Annotated in this window: 18 protein-coding genes; 7 read left to right on the top strand and 11 right to left on the bottom strand. The window is 43.3% G+C overall.

Annotation, left to right across the window (positions count from 1 at the left end):
- Positions 1-87: 87 nt before the first annotated feature.
- The 4 genes from yiaY to AC4MRV_RS06970 form a co-directional block, all read right to left on the bottom strand.
- Entirely contained in the window at positions 88-1,236 is a 1,149-nt protein-coding gene (yiaY, locus tag AC4MRV_RS06985; protein ID WP_491186709.1) for an L-threonine dehydrogenase, read from the bottom strand.
- Positions 1,237-1,536: 300 nt separating this feature from the next.
- Positions 1,537-2,187 (bottom strand): isoprenoid biosynthesis glyoxalase ElbB, encoded by a 651-nt coding sequence (elbB, locus tag AC4MRV_RS06980; RefSeq protein WP_491186708.1) that lies wholly within the window; start codon positions 2,185-2,187, stop codon positions 1,537-1,539.
- Positions 2,188-2,291: 104 nt separating this feature from the next.
- Positions 2,292-2,432 (bottom strand): hypothetical protein, encoded by a 141-nt coding sequence (locus AC4MRV_RS06975; protein ID WP_491186707.1) that lies wholly within the window; start codon positions 2,430-2,432, stop codon positions 2,292-2,294.
- Positions 2,433-2,564: 132 nt separating this feature from the next.
- Complete coding sequence (locus tag AC4MRV_RS06970; RefSeq protein WP_491186706.1) at positions 2,565-3,476, bottom strand: LysR family transcriptional regulator; 912 nt, start codon at positions 3,474-3,476, stop codon at positions 2,565-2,567.
- 95 nt (positions 3,477-3,571) lie between these two features.
- Between AC4MRV_RS06970 and yjjG the strand changes: the two genes are divergently transcribed.
- On the top strand, positions 3,572-4,246 hold the full coding sequence (gene yjjG / locus AC4MRV_RS06965) for a pyrimidine 5'-nucleotidase (protein WP_491186705.1): 675 nt from the start codon (positions 3,572-3,574) through the stop codon (positions 4,244-4,246).
- 309 nt (positions 4,247-4,555) lie between these two features.
- On the opposite strand, the gene AC4MRV_RS06960 is transcribed toward yjjG, so the two are convergent.
- On the bottom strand, positions 4,556-5,245 hold the full coding sequence (locus tag AC4MRV_RS06960; protein ID WP_491186704.1) for a helix-turn-helix transcriptional regulator: 690 nt from the start codon (positions 5,243-5,245) through the stop codon (positions 4,556-4,558).
- Between the two features lie 55 nt (positions 5,246-5,300).
- Complete coding sequence (locus AC4MRV_RS06955; RefSeq protein ID WP_491186703.1) at positions 5,301-5,621, bottom strand: hypothetical protein; 321 nt, start codon at positions 5,619-5,621, stop codon at positions 5,301-5,303.
- Positions 5,622-5,858: 237 nt separating this feature from the next.
- On the opposite strand from AC4MRV_RS06955, the gene AC4MRV_RS06950 reads away from it, so the two are divergent.
- The 3 genes from AC4MRV_RS06950 (at position 5,859) to phnR (ending at position 7,795) form a co-directional block, all read left to right on the top strand.
- Positions 5,859-6,464 carry a DUF1294 domain-containing protein gene (locus AC4MRV_RS06950; RefSeq protein WP_491186702.1) on the top strand — a complete coding sequence of 202 codons (606 nt, stop codon included), beginning with the start codon at positions 5,859-5,861 and terminating at the stop codon, positions 6,462-6,464.
- Positions 6,465-6,597: 133 nt separating this feature from the next.
- A complete protein-coding gene (locus tag AC4MRV_RS06945) occupies positions 6,598-7,026 on the top strand; it encodes a GNAT family N-acetyltransferase (RefSeq protein ID WP_491186701.1) in 429 nt (142 codons plus the stop codon).
- Between the two features lie 67 nt (positions 7,027-7,093).
- Complete coding sequence (gene phnR, locus AC4MRV_RS06940) at positions 7,094-7,795, top strand: phosphonate utilization transcriptional regulator PhnR (RefSeq protein WP_491186700.1); 702 nt, start codon at positions 7,094-7,096, stop codon at positions 7,793-7,795.
- 67 nt (positions 7,796-7,862) lie between these two features.
- Here the strand turns inward: phnR and AC4MRV_RS06935 are convergent, their stop codons facing one another.
- Positions 7,863-9,338, bottom strand: coding sequence for a peptide MFS transporter (locus AC4MRV_RS06935; RefSeq protein WP_491186699.1), 1,476 nt, complete (start codon positions 9,336-9,338; stop codon positions 7,863-7,865).
- Positions 9,339-9,617: 279 nt separating this feature from the next.
- On the opposite strand from AC4MRV_RS06935, the gene AC4MRV_RS06930 reads away from it, so the two are divergent.
- The gene (locus AC4MRV_RS06930) at positions 9,618-10,742 is read left to right on the top strand and encodes a M14 family metallopeptidase (protein WP_491186698.1); all 1,125 of its coding nucleotides are present in this window, start codon (positions 9,618-9,620) and stop codon (positions 10,740-10,742) included.
- A 53-nt stretch (positions 10,743-10,795) separates the two neighbouring features.
- Here the strand turns inward: AC4MRV_RS06930 and AC4MRV_RS06925 are convergent, their stop codons facing one another.
- Positions 10,796-12,166: an L-serine ammonia-lyase gene (locus AC4MRV_RS06925; RefSeq protein ID WP_491186697.1), complete on the bottom strand. Its 1,371-nt coding sequence runs from the start codon at positions 12,164-12,166 to the stop codon at positions 10,796-10,798.
- Between the two features lie 139 nt (positions 12,167-12,305).
- Here AC4MRV_RS06925 and AC4MRV_RS06920 point away from each other — a divergent pair, with 139 nt between their 5' ends.
- Positions 12,306-13,163 carry a YdcF family protein gene (locus AC4MRV_RS06920; protein ID WP_491186696.1) on the top strand — a complete coding sequence of 286 codons (858 nt, stop codon included), beginning with the start codon at positions 12,306-12,308 and terminating at the stop codon, positions 13,161-13,163.
- On the opposite strand, the gene AC4MRV_RS06915 is transcribed toward AC4MRV_RS06920, so the two are convergent.
- A complete protein-coding gene (locus tag AC4MRV_RS06915; RefSeq protein ID WP_491186695.1) occupies positions 13,160-13,420 on the bottom strand; it encodes a putative hemolysin in 261 nt (86 codons plus the stop codon). The genes AC4MRV_RS06920 and AC4MRV_RS06915 overlap by 4 nt on opposite strands.
- Before the next feature lie 207 nt (positions 13,421-13,627).
- On the opposite strand from AC4MRV_RS06915, the gene AC4MRV_RS06910 reads away from it, so the two are divergent.
- Entirely contained in the window at positions 13,628-14,560 is a 933-nt protein-coding gene (locus AC4MRV_RS06910) for an exopolyphosphatase (RefSeq protein ID WP_491186694.1), read from the top strand.
- Between the two features lie 60 nt (positions 14,561-14,620).
- Here AC4MRV_RS06910 and AC4MRV_RS06905 read toward each other — a convergent pair whose 3' ends face one another.
- Both AC4MRV_RS06905 and AC4MRV_RS06900 read right to left on the bottom strand, forming a co-directional pair.
- Positions 14,621-15,637, bottom strand: a complete 1,017-nt coding sequence (locus AC4MRV_RS06905; protein ID WP_491186693.1) for a GGDEF domain-containing protein — start codon at positions 15,635-15,637, stop codon at positions 14,621-14,623.
- Positions 15,638-15,841: 204 nt separating this feature from the next.
- Positions 15,842-16,780 (bottom strand): chemotaxis protein, encoded by a 939-nt coding sequence (locus AC4MRV_RS06900; protein ID WP_491186692.1) that lies wholly within the window; start codon positions 16,778-16,780, stop codon positions 15,842-15,844.

Here is a 16,780-nt window from a genome sequence, read left to right as displayed (position 1 = left end):
AAGTGTAGTACGCAATAGATAGGTTAGAGGTACAAAAAAACCTCCCCGAAGGGAGGTTTCGTTAAAGTAAAGGAAAGAATTATTACATTACATCGCTGCAGTAAAGATTGCAGAGATTTCTTCGTGCGTTGCTTGTTTAGGGTTAGTAAAGCCACAAGCATCTTTTAGTGCGTTGTCCGCAAGAGTTGGGATATCTTCTGCTTTTGCGCCAAGTTGCTGAATACCAGCAGGAATGCCTACATCCTTCGCAAGTGCAACGATAGCATCAATAGCTGCTTCAGCACCTTGCTCTGCAGTCATTTCTTCTACATTCACGCCCATTGCTTTAGCAACGTCACGTAGACGCTCTGGACACACTTGCGCGTTGTAGCGTTGTACGTGTGGTAGAAGAATCGCGTTACATACACCGTGTGGTAGGTCGTAGAAACCACCTAGCTGGTGTGCCATTGCATGTACGTAGCCCAGCGAAGCGTTGTTGAATGCCATACCTGCCATGAACTGAGCGTAAGCCATTTGCTCACGTGCTTCGATATCTTCGCCATTCTCTACTGCTGTGCGTAGGTGAGCTTGAATCAACTCAATTGCTTTGATAGCGACAGCGTCAGTGATTGGTGTTGCAGCAATAGAAACGTAAGCCTCAACCGCGTGAGTTAGCGCATCCATACCTGTTGCAGCAGTCAGTGATGCTGGTTTAGCAAGCATAAGTTCTGGATCGTTGACCGAAATGAGTGGCGTTGTATGCTTGTCTACGATAGCCATCTTAATATGACGCTCTTCATCAGTGATGATACAGAAGCGAGTCATTTCAGATGCAGTACCTGCTGTTGTATTGATTGCGATAAGAGGTAGCATTGGCTTCGCTGATTGATCAACACCTTCGTAGTCAGCGATTTGGCCACCGTTAGATGCTACCAGAGCAATACCTTTAGCACAGTCATGTGGAGAGCCACCACCAAGAGAAATAACGAAGTCACAGTCATTCTCTTTTAGTAATGCTAAGCCATCGTTCACATTGCCGATAGTAGGGTTAGGTTGTGTGCCGTCAAATACTACAGTCTCAACTGCTCGCTCGTTCAAAAGATCTTGAACCTGTTTTACAACACCAATTTGGTTCAAGATTTTGTCAGTAACGATAAGACCTTTTTTGAAGCCTTGAGATTGAATGCTGTCAGTTGCGTCTTTTAGACAGCCAGCACCCATAAGGTTAACTGTAGGGATGAAAAATGCACTTGTCATTGGATTGCTCCATTATTATCGGATTTAAAAACTGCATTTAGATTCGCATAATATTTCATGAGCCATATTTGATCTTGAGCAATTCTCTAATCCATAAGTGGTAGTGTTGAGCTAAAAGTGTGATGTAACTCTTGTTGCATATTTATCGTTAATAATATTGTTAAATATTCGTGGGTTGGCGCAATCGTTTTTTCAACAGAAATTGTATTTTTATCAATGAATACAGTTGGTTATAAAGCATCCAAAATAAAAATGCCCATTGAGAACCAGTCTCAATGGGCGTTTTGAAATAAGGCGGTTTTATGCCAGCTCGATCAGCTTGCTGACCAATTTCTCGATACCTGTGGCCGCTTCTGAGATAGACCCGGCTAACATGTAAGCGGGAGTGGAAAGAACCTTATGCTGTTCATCAATAATAAAATCATCAACCGGACAATCGATATGCTCTCCTGCAAGGGCGTTGAAAGCGGCTGCGGTTGCCTCATCATTTCCTATTGTCCCTTGAACCTGATCTTTATAGATCATGGGTATAATCACTGGAGCAATACATAAATATCCTGCAGGCTTACCTGCCGTAGCAAAAGCCCGGCATGCCGTGGCAACGTGGGTATTGATGCTGCATTCTGCACCTTTGACGGCAAAGTCGGTGAGGTTTTTTGCTGCGCCAAAACCTCCGGGCAGGAGTAACGCATCAAAATCATCGACACTGAGCTTTGCGACATCCTCAATGTTACCGCGAGCAATCCTAGCTGACTCCACTAGAACATTGCGGCTCTCTTGCATTTCTTCACCGGTTTTATGGTTCACTACATGAAGCTGCTCTATATTGGGTGCAAAGCAGTGCCAGCTCGCCCCTTCTTTTTCGATAGCATGCAGTGCGAGAACTGATTCATGTATCTCTGCACCATCAAATACGCCTGCGCCACTCAATATGACCGCGACTTTTTTCATCGTCGTCCTCCTTATACATGGAATATAACTAGGCTAGCTTAGATGATGTGTTTCTGTTGAGTGGTTCCTCTCAGTTTGGCCAGTATAAAGTAAGCAAGTTCTCACTAGCTTATTGGCTCAGGCTCCACTTCCTTGATGGTATCTTGCTGTTCTTCTGATGTAGGCTGTTCGTCAGAATCTGGCTCAGAGTAGTGTTTAACGACGAAGGGAATAAGCATGACACTTGATGGAAAAAAACGTTTCATATCAGACTCCAACTGCTGTGATTCTTAGCTTCATTGTGCAGTCTATAGCCGTTTATAAAATTGCTTTGAGTCACTGATTGATAGACTAGCGCGACTAATCAGTGAATATGAGTACAGGGTCACATTAAGTCATTAAAGACAGGTATCCCAGTAGGCATTATTTTGATCAAGTCGTTCACTGATAAAATCGAGAAAAACGCGTACCTTGAGTGGCATATGTTTGCGTTGAGGGAATACGGCATAAACTGCATGCGTTGGAAGTTGGTATTCTGGCATCACGATGCGTAAGCTATTTGCAGATATGTCTTTAGCAACGATGAAGGTCGGAAGTTGACCAATCCCTAAGCCTTCGAGTAATGCGCGTCTGATCGCCTCACTATTGTTCACATTCAAACGACCTTTAGGTACAACCTTATATTCGTTTCCTTGGGAAAAGAAACTCCATTCTGTACCCCCGCGAAAATAGGAGTATTGCAAGCAGTTATGCAGTGAAAGCTCACTTGGTTTGGTGGGGGAGCCGTGCTTCTCAATATAACTTGGTGACGCGCATAGCACGCTGTGGCAAGGGGAAAGACGTTTGGCGATCAAGTTTGAATCAGGCAAGTGGCCAATACGGATTCCTAGATCAAAGCCTTCTTGAATTAGGTCCACCATCTGATCTTCAAGTTGAAGATCTATTTCGACATCAGGGAATTGTTTTAAAAACTCCGCAACAAGCGGAGCAATATGAAGCACGCCAAATGACATTGGAGCGGTGAGTTTTAGCTTTCCACGTGGTTTGCCTTGCAACTCTGTTACCGCATCAATGCCTTGCTGAGCCAAACTCAGTGATTGCGACACGTACTCATAGTAACGTTGTCCAGCTTCCGTAAGGCTGAGTTTGCGAGTGGTACGGTTTAAGAGTCTAATCCCAAGCTCATCTTCTAGCTGGTTGATGCGTTTACTGACTGCAGACTTGGTAATGTGTAGCTTGTCAGCTGCAGCGGAGAAGCCACCACTCTCGACGACTGCGACAAAGACGGGTATTGAAGAAAAAGCTTGCATAGTCAACCTTAGGTAAACAATTAGTTTCTATATTTAAGGATTATCATCCTAAGGAAAACAATTTACACTGGCTGCGCCAATTTGAGGAGAGAAAAATGAAGTACGATTGGATTCTTTTTGATGCAGACGAAACACTATTCCACTTTGATGCCTTCAAAGGCATGCAATTGATGTTCTCTCGCAAAGGTATAGATTTTACCGAACAAGACTTTGCACATTATCAAACTGTGAATAAGCCTCTTTGGGTCGACTATCAAGATGGAAAAATCACAGCGGATGAACTTAAACATACCCGTTTTACTGAATGGGCGAAGAAGCTAGAAACCACGACAAGCGAACTCAATAGTTCATTCTTGGATGCGATGGCGGATATCTGTACTCTACTTCCTGGTGCAAAGGAGCTGATTGAATCCATCCACGGTAAAGCAAAATTGGGGATTATTACCAACGGCTTTACCGAGCTTCAAGCTGTTCGTTTGGAAAGAACTGGGATGAGTCACTATTTCGATCAGGTGATCATTTCTGAGCAAGTTGGGGTGGCAAAACCTGATGCTGGTATATTCAATTATGCGCACCAGAAAATGGGCTTACCATGTAAAACGAAAATATTAATGGTAGGGGATAACCCACATTCAGATATCTTGGGTGGCATCAATTTCGGAATTGAAACGTGTTGGTTGAACACATCTGGCGCTGCAGATATCCCAGGAATTGGTCCGAGCTATAAAGTCGAAACTCTTTTTGAGCTCAAAGAGATTCTGCTGGCGTAGTCGTTAACCTCATGCAATGGAAACCTCACTCTTGTCAGTGATCCACTTTCCCTGTGTTGCAGTACAAGTGACTAGTATCGATAGGAGAGCAGTTATGGCGATGTCGGGCAGAGTGGTAAGTTGGGATGAAAAACATGGAATCGGCCTGATCAGGGCTGACTCCTCAGCGGAAACAATTTTCTTTCATGTAAGGGATATGGACATCGAGGCGCTGCCGCCGTATCTCACAGAAAGGGTTGCGTTTGACACAGAGACGGACATGAGTGGTTGCGGGTTTGCTTTACACATTATGCCAATAGTGTGAACAGACTACTTACTTTTCGGCGAGTGGAGGGAAACATAGTGCTCGAAGCTCTTTCCTTCACTTGTTTCAAACACATCTTCTGTTACCGATAGGGTATCAATCCTATCGAGCCTGAAGTGACGATAATCCTGTCTTAATTCACACCAAGCAACAAGCGTCCAGATTTTTCCCCAGAATAGCTGACCAAGGGGTTGGAGGATTCGCTTGCTCTTCGCTCCTTTTTCATCAGTATACTCAACGACTATTTTGAGTTTTAAATCAGTGGCATGTCTTAGCAATTGTCCTCTGTGCGAAGCAGTGGTTGAAGTATGTATATCCGGAACGAGTAGTGGAAATGCTTCCACTTGGCGTTTGAGCGCATCTGGGAGGACCGACAGAATTTTGTTTGATGCGGAATGAGATGCAGCAGCAAGTTCGTTATCTGACCAAGCGCGTACCATTCGCATTCCCAACTCAATAGCAACCATCTCTTTCTCGGTAAACATGAGAGGGGGTAGATGGGAGCCTGGCTGCAGCAAATACCCGATACCAGCTTCTCCTTGAATGGGGACGCCAGAATTCACAAGAGATTGGATATCTCTATAAATGGTTCGCTCACTTACCTCCATGCTTTGGGCGAGATCTGATGCTGTCACCGCATAGCGCTTTGCACGCAACAGTGTCAGTAATTCAAATAGCCGTTCAGACTTGCTCATATTGGTCCTTAAAGTTTCAAATCAAGGAGGGCGACAGCCCTCCAAGTAGCTAAGATTACTGATACTTTTTAGCCAGATCACTCATCTTGATTGTTTGATGTTGCATGTTAACGCTCTCTGGGTCAATCAGTGCAAGAAGTGGAGCGCAGTCTTCACACTGCATAAACTTCTCACTGGCAGATTTGGCTTCATCGAGCGAATCCCAGTAAACCACGTCTGTCCAAACATCTTGCTCAGAATTGTAACTCGTCGAGCGATACTGAAACCCTGGAAGGTCAGCGATAAAATTTTGGCTCTGCTTGGCAGCTTCTACAAGTGCTTCATGGCTAGAGTTAGGCAATAACTTAAATGTGACGATTTCAATGACGTTGTCCATGTAACTTCTCCTTCGTTTTGTTTGAGTTCAGGAGCAATAGTAAAACGTGCTCTTGTCAGAACCTGTCAGTAGCGATTATTGATGGAAATATTTTCATTTCGGTTAATTTGTGTGAGCGTTGTTATGCCTGTGGTTTCCTATTTGACTATAGTTAATAGGCATATTTATAAATTCTAAAACGTTACGTTAGGCTTAAAGCGCTTCGAGTAGTCATATCGAGGCTTCAGGAAGATAAAAATGGCAATTCAAGGAACGATAAGTGAGTGGAATCATCATAAAGGTTATGGCTATATAGCAGTTGATGATCAGGAAGCTCAGGTTAGGTTTGATCTCTTTGATTTTGAAGCGTTTGGGCATCCACCTCGCTTAAGAGATCGAGTTCAATTTCGTTTAGCTAAAGACGATCAGGGAGAGATAAAAGCAGTACATGTCGAACGACAGTTTGTATTTAGCTTTCCTCTTGCGGTGGCAATTTGGTTTGTTTCAACTATGGTTGCTAGCGTTTTTTTACTCAATTTTCCGCCAATAGCGTTAGTCACCGCTATTACATTTTCCACCATTACTTACTTGGTTTACGCTGTTGACAAGCAAGCGCAGCATACCGGGGGAGTGCAAATCCCCAATATCGCTTTCTATGTGTTAAATCTCTGTGGAGGTTGGCCAGGGGCGCTATTCGCTCAATCCATAATGCATCACAAATATACCAATCTAGACTTCCGCCTACTGTTTTGGTTATCGACACTTATCAACGTTGGTTTCTATTGTTGGACTTTAACCTATGAAGGTAGCTTGGCTCTCGCAAGTGTAATTAGCCAATTCCAAGTGTTTGTAGCGGGTTTATAAAGTTCGATATCTTTATTTCCTAGATGGTATTGAGGTGGGTAGTATCACTTACCAGCGCTGACACTCGGACCAATTGCTTTACAAAGGCTGTAGTTTGTAGGCAAAGTGGACTCCTAACTGTAAAGGAGTGGCAATGGATATTCGAAGAATCACAGCAACAGACACATTACCCATTCGTTTTGAGGTACTTTGGCCACACCGAAGCATCGAATTTTGTCGTGTCGATGAGGATGAAACTGGGCTTCATTACGGGGTCTATGTAGATGATGAATTGGTGAGCGTTGCGTCCATTTTTACCGCGGGTCGAGTCAGTCGTTTACGTAAGTTTGCCACAAAAGAGAGCCATCAAAATCAAGGTATTGGCAGTGCATTGTTAACGCATATCATCGGTGAGTTGAAGAAAGAAGATACTCAGGAATTTTGGTGCGATGCGCGTGAGAGCGCAATGGAGATATATAAAAAATTCGGCTTTAGAAGTGAGGGAGACCGCTTTTATAAGTCTGACGTTCCATACTTCAAGATGTCAGTTCGTTTATGTTCACAGAGTAACGAGTGTGAATAACAGACCGTACCCCAAGTTATTGGTATAATGCGCTAACGAGTGAAGATTAGCGTTGGTGGATTATAAGTTGCAGTATATTAAGATTAAGGATGCGATCGTCGAGCAAATCGAATCGGGCTTGCTCGCATCAAGACAAAAACTCCCATCTGAGCGTAAACTCGCTGAGTCGTTTGACACCACGAGAGTGACACTGCGTGAGGCACTTTCATTACTAGAATCTGAAGGTAAGATTTATCGAGAGGATCGCCGAGGTTGGTTTATCTCTAGCGCTCCACTAAAACTTAACCCTGCTAAGCTGCTTAGCTTTCGTGCGCGTGCAACGGAGCAAAATCGTCAACCTAATACTGTTGTTGTTTTAGCGAAAAGTGTTTTGGCTAACAAGCAAGCTGCAAGTATGTTGTCGTTGCCCCCTTTTTCTGATGTTTACCAAGTTGAACGTATCCGCCTCCTCGAAAATCGACCTATAGGCTATGTGACACATTACGTTCGCCCCGACTTAATGCCTAATTTGCTTGATTTGGACATATCAGCGTCACTAACTGAAACGTACCGTGAACACTTTGCAATTTCTTACGCCAAAACCCGACAACGAATCGTAACAACGAGTTTGCAAGGTGACATTGCTCAAGCACTTCACTGCGCAGTAGGTACACCAGCCTTGATGATTGAGAGTATCAACTACGGTGAAAATGGAGAGTTGATTGATTGTTCAATCGAGTATTGGCGCCACGATGCGATTTGTATTGAAACGGAAATCACTCTTCTCTAGCTCCACGTTTACGTAATCAAACAAAAAGCCCCGGTTTTATGCCGGGGCTTTGTTTTTATGAACTTGATTAGCTTTCAGCTTCAACCATCTCAGGCGGCTGTTCAGCGCGCGCTGCTTCAAGCATTTTACGGATGACTACCGAAGAGACTAGGGCGATCGCGACCATGACGACAGCAAGAATTGTCAGTAGTTGGAAGTATTCACCATACACAGTTTGTACGATTTCTTGGGTGATCTCTTGACCTTTCTCTAGTGCGATAGATGTTGAGAACACAGCACCCACGATACCACTTAATGCCATCGCGACAGAGAATAGTGATACTGAGAAGCCCTCAATATGCTTCGGAGCGACAGAAAGGATAAATGCAACAACCAGAGCGCCAACGATCACTTCTGCGAATGCTTGGAAGAAGTGGATAGCTAGGAATACTTCTGGACGAATAATGACATCTTCACCAATGTTCATCACTGCCATAGTTAAGATTCCAAATGCAATCGCAGTAAAGATGAATGCAAAGCCAATCTTTGTTGCTGTAGAGAAGTTAATGCCTTTTTTCTCTAATGAAGAGAATGTCATTGCAATCACTGGACCTGCAACGATACACCATAGAGGGTTCATCGCCATTGATGCTTCTGGTGCAATTGGAATAATGTTGAATAGATCACCGCGCATTGTGTTGATCGTAACCATTGTCATGGAAGTCATCATTTGACCGTAGTACACAAAGAAACAAGTTGTGAGCACGGTCATAATCAAAATTGTGCCCATTTTTAATGCGTCAGATTTACTTGCTTTGAACATGAGTGAAATGAAGTACAAAATTGCAGCGGCACCGATCGCATACACAATGTTTTTGCCGACATCCATATTAGAGAACATGAAAAATACCAAGCCGATCATTGCTGCTGACAGAGTTAAAAACGCCGCCCATTTTTTAGCACTCACTGGTTGTTGGTCGATCTCTGCTCCAACGGTGACAAGTTGTTTGTTAAAGATGATTAAAGTAGCGAAAGCAAACGCAGCCATCACCGCTGAAAGTGTAAAGCTGCCATGGAAGCCAATTACAAGAACAAACATTGGGAATAGGTATTGACCTAACAATGCACCAACGTTGTTTACTGAGTAGTTGACTGGGTAGCCGTTTTCGAACTCTTCTTCAGTGGCAAAGGTACGTTTGTATAAACTTGGGTATGAAGGAGACATCAAACCACGGGCGTAACTCGCTAATGCAATACCGACTAGACTCATTGGGATGTTTGTAGTCGATGCGCCTAAAACGAGTAATACGTATCCAGTTGCGAAAGAACCATACGCAATAGTCAATGAGCGATAAGAGCCGAGAAACTTATCGACGATAAAACCACCAGCAATTGCGAATAGAGGGCCGATTGAGGAAAATGCACCTACGACCATCATGGTGTCTGCCTCACTGTAGCCTAGATCTTCCAGAAAAAAGCGAGTCAGAATGACCATCACACCGTAGAATGATAAGCCAAACATAGCTTGGCAGAACATCATTGATTTGTTCAGTTTATTCCACATAATAATCTCTTTTTATTGGTATAACACAGTATTAACACCTGTACATGTTATCATCTGTGGTATGTTATAAATTGAAACAATTATCGCAGAAATTGTCATTGATGCACGATTTTTTCTCAATTTCGCATAAATTTTTATAATGTTATTGATCTAAAACGTTTGCGTTGGATATTTGTCTATCTATGACTCTCATTGATTCAGCTTGAAATTGGTTTTTCGTCAGCTATCTTTGTGTTAGCCTGCGGTCGATTACTTCAAATGTAAAAGGAACGTAACTCTATGAAGATCTTCAGTAACTTTGATAGTGGTAGTATTGAAGTCGTTAAAGCTGACCATATGGAAGACATTCAGCTTAAAATTCCTAATGATAACCAGTCCGAATTCTATCAATGGTTCCATTTTCGCTTGGAAAGTGAAGCTGAGCAGAAGCATACGATCAAGTTATTGGACCTAAAAGGGTCGGCTTACCCTGAAGGTTGGGAAGGGTACGATGTTGTTGCGTCGTATGATAGAGAAGAGTGGTTTAGAGTTCCTGCCGAATTTGATGGAGATTCACTAACGTTTTCAATATACCCCGAACGAAGCTCAGTTTATTTCGCGTACTTTGCGCCTTACAGCTACGATCGTCATTTGGATTTACTTCATATGGCGCAAAGCGCTCACCATTGTCAGCTAGAGACCCTTGGTCATACTTTAGATGGTAACGACATGAGTTTACTCACTTTCGGCGAACCTGCCGAAGGTAAGAAGAAAATTTGGTTGATCGCACGTCAGCATCCAGGTGAGACGATGGCAGAATGGTTCATGGAAGGGCTCATTCAGCGCTTACTTGATGACGATGATACCACTGCTCGCGCTTTACTAGAAAAAGCCGTGTTATATGTGGTGCCTAACATGAACCCTGACGGCGCGATTCGAGGTCATTTACGTTGTAACGCTATCGGTGTGAACCTTAATCGTGAATGGCAAACTCCTTCAATGGAGCGAAGCCCTGAAGTCTATTTAGTACGTGAGCGTATGCTAGCGACTGGCGTAGACATGTTCTTGGATATTCACGGTGATGAGGCGATCCCTTACAACTTTGTTGCAGGCTCTGAAGGTATCCCTTCTTACGATGAGCGCTTAGCTGGCTTGGAGGATGGATTCAAGCAAGCTTTGTTTAACGTCACTCCAGAGTTTCAAGACCAACATGGGTACGACAAAGATGAGCCAGGAAAAGCCAACCTAACTGTTGGGTCTAACTGGGTGGGAGAACAGTTTAAGTGTCTTTCATATACAGTTGAAATGCCGTTTAAAGACAACAACGATTATCCTGATCCTTTATATGGTTGGTCTCCTGAGCGCAGCATTAAATTTGGACAAGATATGCTGACAGCAGTTTGGGCTATGAGCGATAAGGTTTAGTTGATAAATAAAAGCCCTCGTCATAATGGCGGGGGCTTTGTGGTCTAGGTCGTTTACTCGCACGGTGGAGAAACATGGATGACTGCTAATCCACCTAATGATGTTTCTCGATATTTTCGGTTCATGTCTTTACCAGTTTGATACATAGTGGCAATAACCTTATCTAACGATATCAAACATTTGCTCGTTCTCTTCAGAGCCATACGAGAAGCATTGATCGCTTTCATCGCACCCATCGCATTACGCTCGATGCATGGCACTTGAACTAGCCCGCCAATCGGGTCACATGTCATACCTAATGAATGCTCCATGGCGATTTCTGCCGCGATACAAATCTGCTCGTTACTACCGCCTCTAAGCGCTGTAAGTCCTGCTGCCGCCATCGAGGACGACACGCCGACCTCACCTTGACAGCCTACTTCTGCTCCTGAAATAGAAGCATTAGTTTTATATAAAATGCCGATAGCACCGGCGACAGCGATAAAGTCTTTAAGCTGTTTTAAGTCTAGTTCTTTGATAAAACGATGGTAATACATAAGTACGGCTGGAATAACACCTGCTGCTCCGTTGGTAGGGGAGGTGACAACCTGTCCTCCTGCCGCATTTTCTTCACTGACGGCAAACGCAAACAGATTAATCCAGTCCATTATTTCCATCGGATCATTCTCAATGGCCGCGTTGGCTTCGAGTTTCTTCAATAAATTCGGTGCGCGACGAGTGACATTCAATCCGCCTTCTAATATTCCTTCCGTTTCAAAACCTCGCTGCATACACAGCGTCATGACTTTCCAGATTTGATCAGCTTTATTTTCAATTTCATCTTCTCGCCAAAAACTGAGTTCGTTTTGTAGGATCATTCCGCCAAGGCTTAAGCCGTTTTCTTCAGCTTTTTCCAGCATTTCGTCTGCACTGGAGAAAGGGAAAGGCACTTCGACGTCAGCTTCGCTTTTGCCGTTTTCTAGTTCATCAGCAGTAGCAATGAATCCTCCGCCAATAGAGTAGTAAGTTTCTGTAGCGAGTTGATTTCCTAATGCGTCATAGGCTGTGATCGACATGCCGTTTTCATGCAGCGGAAGGTTGTCACTGTGAAATAGGATATCATTTTCATAGCTAAAGCTGATGGTGTGAGCTGATGCAAGACTAAGGGTGCCGCCCTCGATGGCCTGTTTTAGAGCCGCTTTAGCGCTGGTCATTTTAATCGTGTCGGGTTTATTGCCTAACAGTCCTAGGACAACCGCTCGATCTGTGTGGTGGCCTTTACCAGTGAGTGATAATGATCCGAATAAATCGACTTGTACGCGATGGGTTTTAGTGATTGATTGCGCAAGAAGTCTTGTAAAGTGGTAACCTGCGAGCATTGGGCCGTTTGTGTGGGAGCTTGAAGGCCCCACGCCCACTTTAAATATATCGAAAATCGACAGCATAAACTTGATTCCTGTACTTATCTTGACTGACTAGGCCTTTAGGTAAGGCTCTCTTAATAATAGTTAACATAATGTTAACTCAGTAAACTACAGACAAAATTTAGTTTTGTACAGATATCGTTCAAACAGAGGTAAATAAGTGAGAACTCAGCAAATTGAGTGTATTAGCAATGTGATCATCGTTCTAGGTAAAAGATTGGTATGTGATCAGTTGACTGAGGAAGGGATAAGTCGAGTCGATGCTTTACCTGAACTTCTTGAACGATTTGATGCCGATAAAACAGCCTTAGTGTTTTGTGGTGGGGTGACTGAAGGGCAAACTGTTTCAGAAGCCGAGGCGATGTTTGAACGTTATGAGCAGCTTAATGTTGTCGATGGCGCGCGGCCAAGAGCGTTAATTATTGAAAATGAATCGACGAACACGATTGAGAATGTACAGAACGCAGCAATTAAATTGATAGAATCTGGAGTGTGCACCGCAAATAGTGAAGTGAAGGTTTGTTTAGTCAGTAATGACTATCACCTAAAGCGGCTCTTTCAGATACAGAGGTTGATGAATGAACAAGGCCTAATAAAAGTCTTAGTCGATCGGTGTCAAGCTGCAGGGCTCTTGTTGAGAGTAGAACTCGATGAGTCTGAGCATTGCTCAGTGACATATCCTCATCAAGGGCGGAAAGCGGCGCAATTCTTAGCGCTTGATGAACTGACCGTTTATCGTGTTTATCTTGAGGGAGCTGTAAGTGGAAAGTTAACTCAGCCGCTTGGTTCTGTCCGCCAAGAGCCTTACAAAATAGCAAAGCGAGCGTTGGAATTTCTTCTCACGACTACAGAAGATATGGCAAGTCGCGCTCAAATTACCTTATTGGATGATATTGTCACGTCAACTGATGAACAGGTATCTAAAGAGGAGTTAAACGCAAAGTTAAGCACGTTTCATAAGGAGCTGACCGCTTTAAACAGGCTATTAGATCCTGAAAGCGGCCAACAGGAGGCTTAAGAGTCTTGGTCTTTGTTGTGGTTATTACGATAGTATTCCCACTGTTCGACGCGATTGTCTTCTGAGAAAACGCAGTAAGTAAGACGTTGGTCATTTTCGTTAACTGTCTCTAACTCTCCACCTTGCTGTACACAGTAAACCGCGGCTGGGTTTGCCATTGAAGTATACTCTTTTACTTCGTATTCATCCGGCTCATTAGCGCAGCCCGCTAATGCTAAGGTACCAGCGAGAGCCAGTACTAAAGGTGCTCTGTTCATTTTATTTCTCCAATTGGATCAACAACTCGCATGCCAGTATAGGATATGCGAGAAAAAACATTGTCTTAAGTTTGTTAAAAGGAAGACTAATACTAAAATAATAAGAGACTGATCATACTAACCGGTCGTTTTATTGTTAAAACAATCGTACTGGTTCTAATATGGTACTCAATACTATTTAAATCGTTTAAGCATAGGACGTGCATGATGTCTGAGCAGAAATATCGTCTTGTAACTCGCAGTGACTTTGATGGCCTAGTTTGTGCCGTTTTACTGAAACAATTGAACTTGATCGATGACATTAAGTTCGTCCATCCCAAAGATATGCAAGATGGTGTCATTGAAATCAACTCTCGAGATATAGTGACTAACCTCCCATATGTCGCAGAAGCGCACTTAGTGTTTGACCACCATCTATCGGAAACACTTAGAAATCAAGATAATCAAGAGAACCATATCATTGATGCAGAAGCTCCCTCTGCTGCTCGCGTCGTTTGGGAGCATTATGGAGGAGAAGAGACATTTCCTTCTTCATGGATCGATATGATGGAAGCCGTAGATAAAGGGGACTCGGCTCAGTTCACTCGTGATGAAGTGCTCGATTCAACGGGGTGGAATTTACTTAATTTTCTCATGGATGCAAGGACAGGGCTTGGCCGTTTCCGCAACTTCCGTATCTCCAATTATAATTTGATGATGGATTTGATTGAGTACTGCAAGAATCATTCTATTGATGAGATATTGCAGCTGCCGGATGTGAAAGAACGTATAGACTTGTATCGCGAACATGAAGTGTTGTTCAAAGAGCAAATACAGCGATGCGCGACTGTTCATAGGAATTTGGTGCTACTGGATTTGACTGGCGAAGAGACCATTTATGCCGGTAATCGGTTTATGATTTATGCGCTGTTTCCACAATGTAATATCTCAATCCATAAGCTTTGGGGATTCCAGAAACAAAACACCGTGTTTGCGACAGGTAAGTCGATTTTTGACCGCAGCTCCAAGACCAACGTTGGGGAATTGATGCTCAAGTATGGTGGGGGCGGACACAAAGCGGCGGGAACATGTCAAATAGATAATGATAGAGCTGAACAGGTGCTAAGTGAGCTAATTGAGACTATCACCGCAGATGGGTAGGTAAATACGCAGAACACAAAGTAAAAGCCCTTGAGAATCTCAAGGGCTTTTTTCTAACGTCTAAAGTGGCATCACTCGGTTTCTACCCAGTTGCTTCGCTTCGTATAGCAGCTTATCTGCACGTTCAATGAGAGATTCGGCACTTTCATCGACTTGCAACTCAGCAACACCAAATGAAGCAGTAATGTTACCTACTTGTTTTCCAGTGCGTTTGTCTTTAATGGACAGTTTCTCAATAGAGCGTCGAAGGCTCTCAGCGTATTGTCGAGCAATTCGAAGCTGTTTGTTTGGCACGACTAATGCGAACTCTTCTCCACCAAAGCGATAGGCATGAACACCGTCGCGTGCATTAATATGTAAACGTTTCGCAATGCCTTTAATTACCGCGTCACCAAACAAATGGCCAAAGTTATCATTGTAGCCTTTGAAGTGGTCAATATCCGCCAAAATTAAGCACAGGTTTTGGCCTGCTTGGCACAGTGTATGAAGGTCGTTGTCGAAAGAGCGACGGTTATACAAGCTCGTAAGGCTATCAAATAGCGCATCTTGTTGAACTTCAGCAAGTTCACTTTTCAAACGTTGAATTTCTTCACTCGCAGACTCAAGCTGGTTGTTGAGAAATTTGGTGGAGTGGCGAATCTCTTTGGACTCATCGACAAGTTGGCGAACGACAGTCATTACCTCTTCAAGAGACATATTGTCGTCTTTTACTTTCTCAAGGTTTTCAAAGCTCTTATCGATCATTGCGGAAAAGTTTGACGTATCAGCAAGTGTGTCCGTCATGGAAGAGGCTACTTGGCCAATTAGCAGTTCGATATTCGCTCTCAAGTCATGCATGTCGGTCTCAGCACGAGAAGCGACGAAGTTTTTATACAGTTGCTCTCCTGTCGCAGGAGGGCATATACCGTAGTTTTCAAGAACCGTGTCAAGCTCTCGATTGAGCTGTGGAATTGCATTATCTACGTAGGTGTACCAAAGCGCATAGTTAGCTGGCGTGGCCGGTACGTGATTTTTCATCATAAGAGGGACTGCTTTTTTTAAATTTGCTGTCGATCTCTTGTAATCGTCGTCGGTCATTCTTATGGATCTTATTGTACTTACCAATTACTTTAACTTTAGCGGATTTGGTTGATAGATGCTTGAATTAATATCAATTTGGCGCCAATTATTTAAAGTAATAATGTTGTAAAGTGTTAGTGTTACCTTCAAGTAACACAAATGTGTTTCAACTTGTATTTGCTAGCAGATATAGAGCGAATAAATACAAGGCGTTGTTTAAACTTATACGTCTACTTCGATGTGTTCGGTCACTGAGTTGCCGGATTCCAGCATCGAGGCTCCGCGCAACATCGCTTTGATTAAGTCTCCGGCATTAAACTTTTCTAGAGCTTCATGGGCGCCTACTTGTTGTGCTCGGTCGACACAAATTTCACTTGAAAGAGAAGTGTGTAAAATGATGTAGGCGTTACTTAATCTCGAATCACTCTGCGTTTCAAAGGCCAGCTCGTAACCATCTAAGCCAGGCATCTCAATATCACTAACCAGTAAATCGATTGGTGTGTTTTTCTCAGCTTCTTCACGCATTGCTTCTAAGGCATCAATACCATTATTGCGAATTTGATATGGGATATTGATACTGTCTAGCGCGTCTGAAAGCTGCTTTCGAGCAATGGATGAGTCGTCAACCAAAAGGATATTCAATGCCTTAAGTCGCTCGCGCTCAATATCTGTTAGCATCGGAATGTTGGTGGATTCATATTGCGGATAGATTTTTGAGAGAAGCAGTTCAACGTCCAGCATCTGAACAATTTTATCTTCAAAGCGGGTAATCCCGGTAACGAATACATTGTTTCCTGCTGACTGTGGTGCTGATTCAATTGCTTTCCAATCACATTCAATGATTTTTTCAATAGATCGAACCATAAATGCGACTACAGTGCGCAAACAATCCGTTACGATGAGATAACACGATTCATATTCTTCAGGCTGTATCGGCCTAAAGCCGATTGCCGCAGGCATATTGATTACTGGAATCGTCATGTTCCGGATGGTCACAGTACCCACAACGTGATGGTGCGAATAAGGAATTTGCGTGGTTGGCATAAATGGTACGATCTCACGTACCTTTAATGTACCGATCGCAAATAGCTGCTGGTTAGAAGTTAATGTGAACATTAACATACCTTGCGACTGATTTGCTTTGCTCGCGACTTTTGCCAT

This window comes from Vibrio sp. (genome assembly GCF_984391705.1).
Note: the sequence above shows the minus strand (reverse complement) of the source record. Positions and strands in the feature narration are given on the sequence as shown.

Excerpts from the sequence above, each read along its gene's own strand:
- yiaY (WP_491186709.1), bottom strand. The coding sequence starts at position 1,236 with ATGACAAGTGCATTTTTCATCCCTACAGTTAACCTTATGGGTGCTGGC.
- elbB (WP_491186708.1), bottom strand. The coding sequence starts at position 2,187 with ATGAAAAAAGTCGCGGTCATATTGAGTGGCGCAGGCGTATTTGATGGT.
- AC4MRV_RS06975 (WP_491186707.1), bottom strand. The coding sequence starts at position 2,432 with ATGAAACGTTTTTTTCCATCAAGTGTCATGCTTATTCCCTTCGTCGTT.
- AC4MRV_RS06970 (WP_491186706.1), bottom strand. The coding sequence starts at position 3,476 with ATGCAAGCTTTTTCTTCAATACCCGTCTTTGTCGCAGTCGTCGAGAGT.
- yjjG (WP_491186705.1), top strand. The coding sequence starts at position 3,572 with ATGAAGTACGATTGGATTCTTTTTGATGCAGACGAAACACTATTCCAC.
- AC4MRV_RS06960 (WP_491186704.1), bottom strand. The coding sequence starts at position 5,245 with ATGAGCAAGTCTGAACGGCTATTTGAATTACTGACACTGTTGCGTGCA.
- AC4MRV_RS06955 (WP_491186703.1), bottom strand. The coding sequence starts at position 5,621 with ATGGACAACGTCATTGAAATCGTCACATTTAAGTTATTGCCTAACTCT.
- AC4MRV_RS06950 (WP_491186702.1), top strand. The coding sequence starts at position 5,859 with ATGGCAATTCAAGGAACGATAAGTGAGTGGAATCATCATAAAGGTTAT.
- AC4MRV_RS06945 (WP_491186701.1), top strand. The coding sequence starts at position 6,598 with ATGGATATTCGAAGAATCACAGCAACAGACACATTACCCATTCGTTTT.
- AC4MRV_RS06935 (WP_491186699.1), bottom strand. The coding sequence starts at position 9,338 with ATGTGGAATAAACTGAACAAATCAATGATGTTCTGCCAAGCTATGTTT.
- AC4MRV_RS06930 (WP_491186698.1), top strand. The coding sequence starts at position 9,618 with ATGAAGATCTTCAGTAACTTTGATAGTGGTAGTATTGAAGTCGTTAAA.
- AC4MRV_RS06925 (WP_491186697.1), bottom strand. The coding sequence starts at position 12,166 with ATGCTGTCGATTTTCGATATATTTAAAGTGGGCGTGGGGCCTTCAAGC.
- AC4MRV_RS06915 (WP_491186695.1), bottom strand. The coding sequence starts at position 13,420 with ATGAACAGAGCACCTTTAGTACTGGCTCTCGCTGGTACCTTAGCATTA.
- AC4MRV_RS06910 (WP_491186694.1), top strand. The coding sequence starts at position 13,628 with ATGTCTGAGCAGAAATATCGTCTTGTAACTCGCAGTGACTTTGATGGC.
- AC4MRV_RS06905 (WP_491186693.1), bottom strand. The coding sequence starts at position 15,637 with ATGACCGACGACGATTACAAGAGATCGACAGCAAATTTAAAAAAAGCA.
- AC4MRV_RS06900 (WP_491186692.1), bottom strand. The coding sequence starts at position 16,780 with ATGGCAAAAGTCGCGAGCAAAGCAAATCAGTCGCAAGGTATGTTAATG.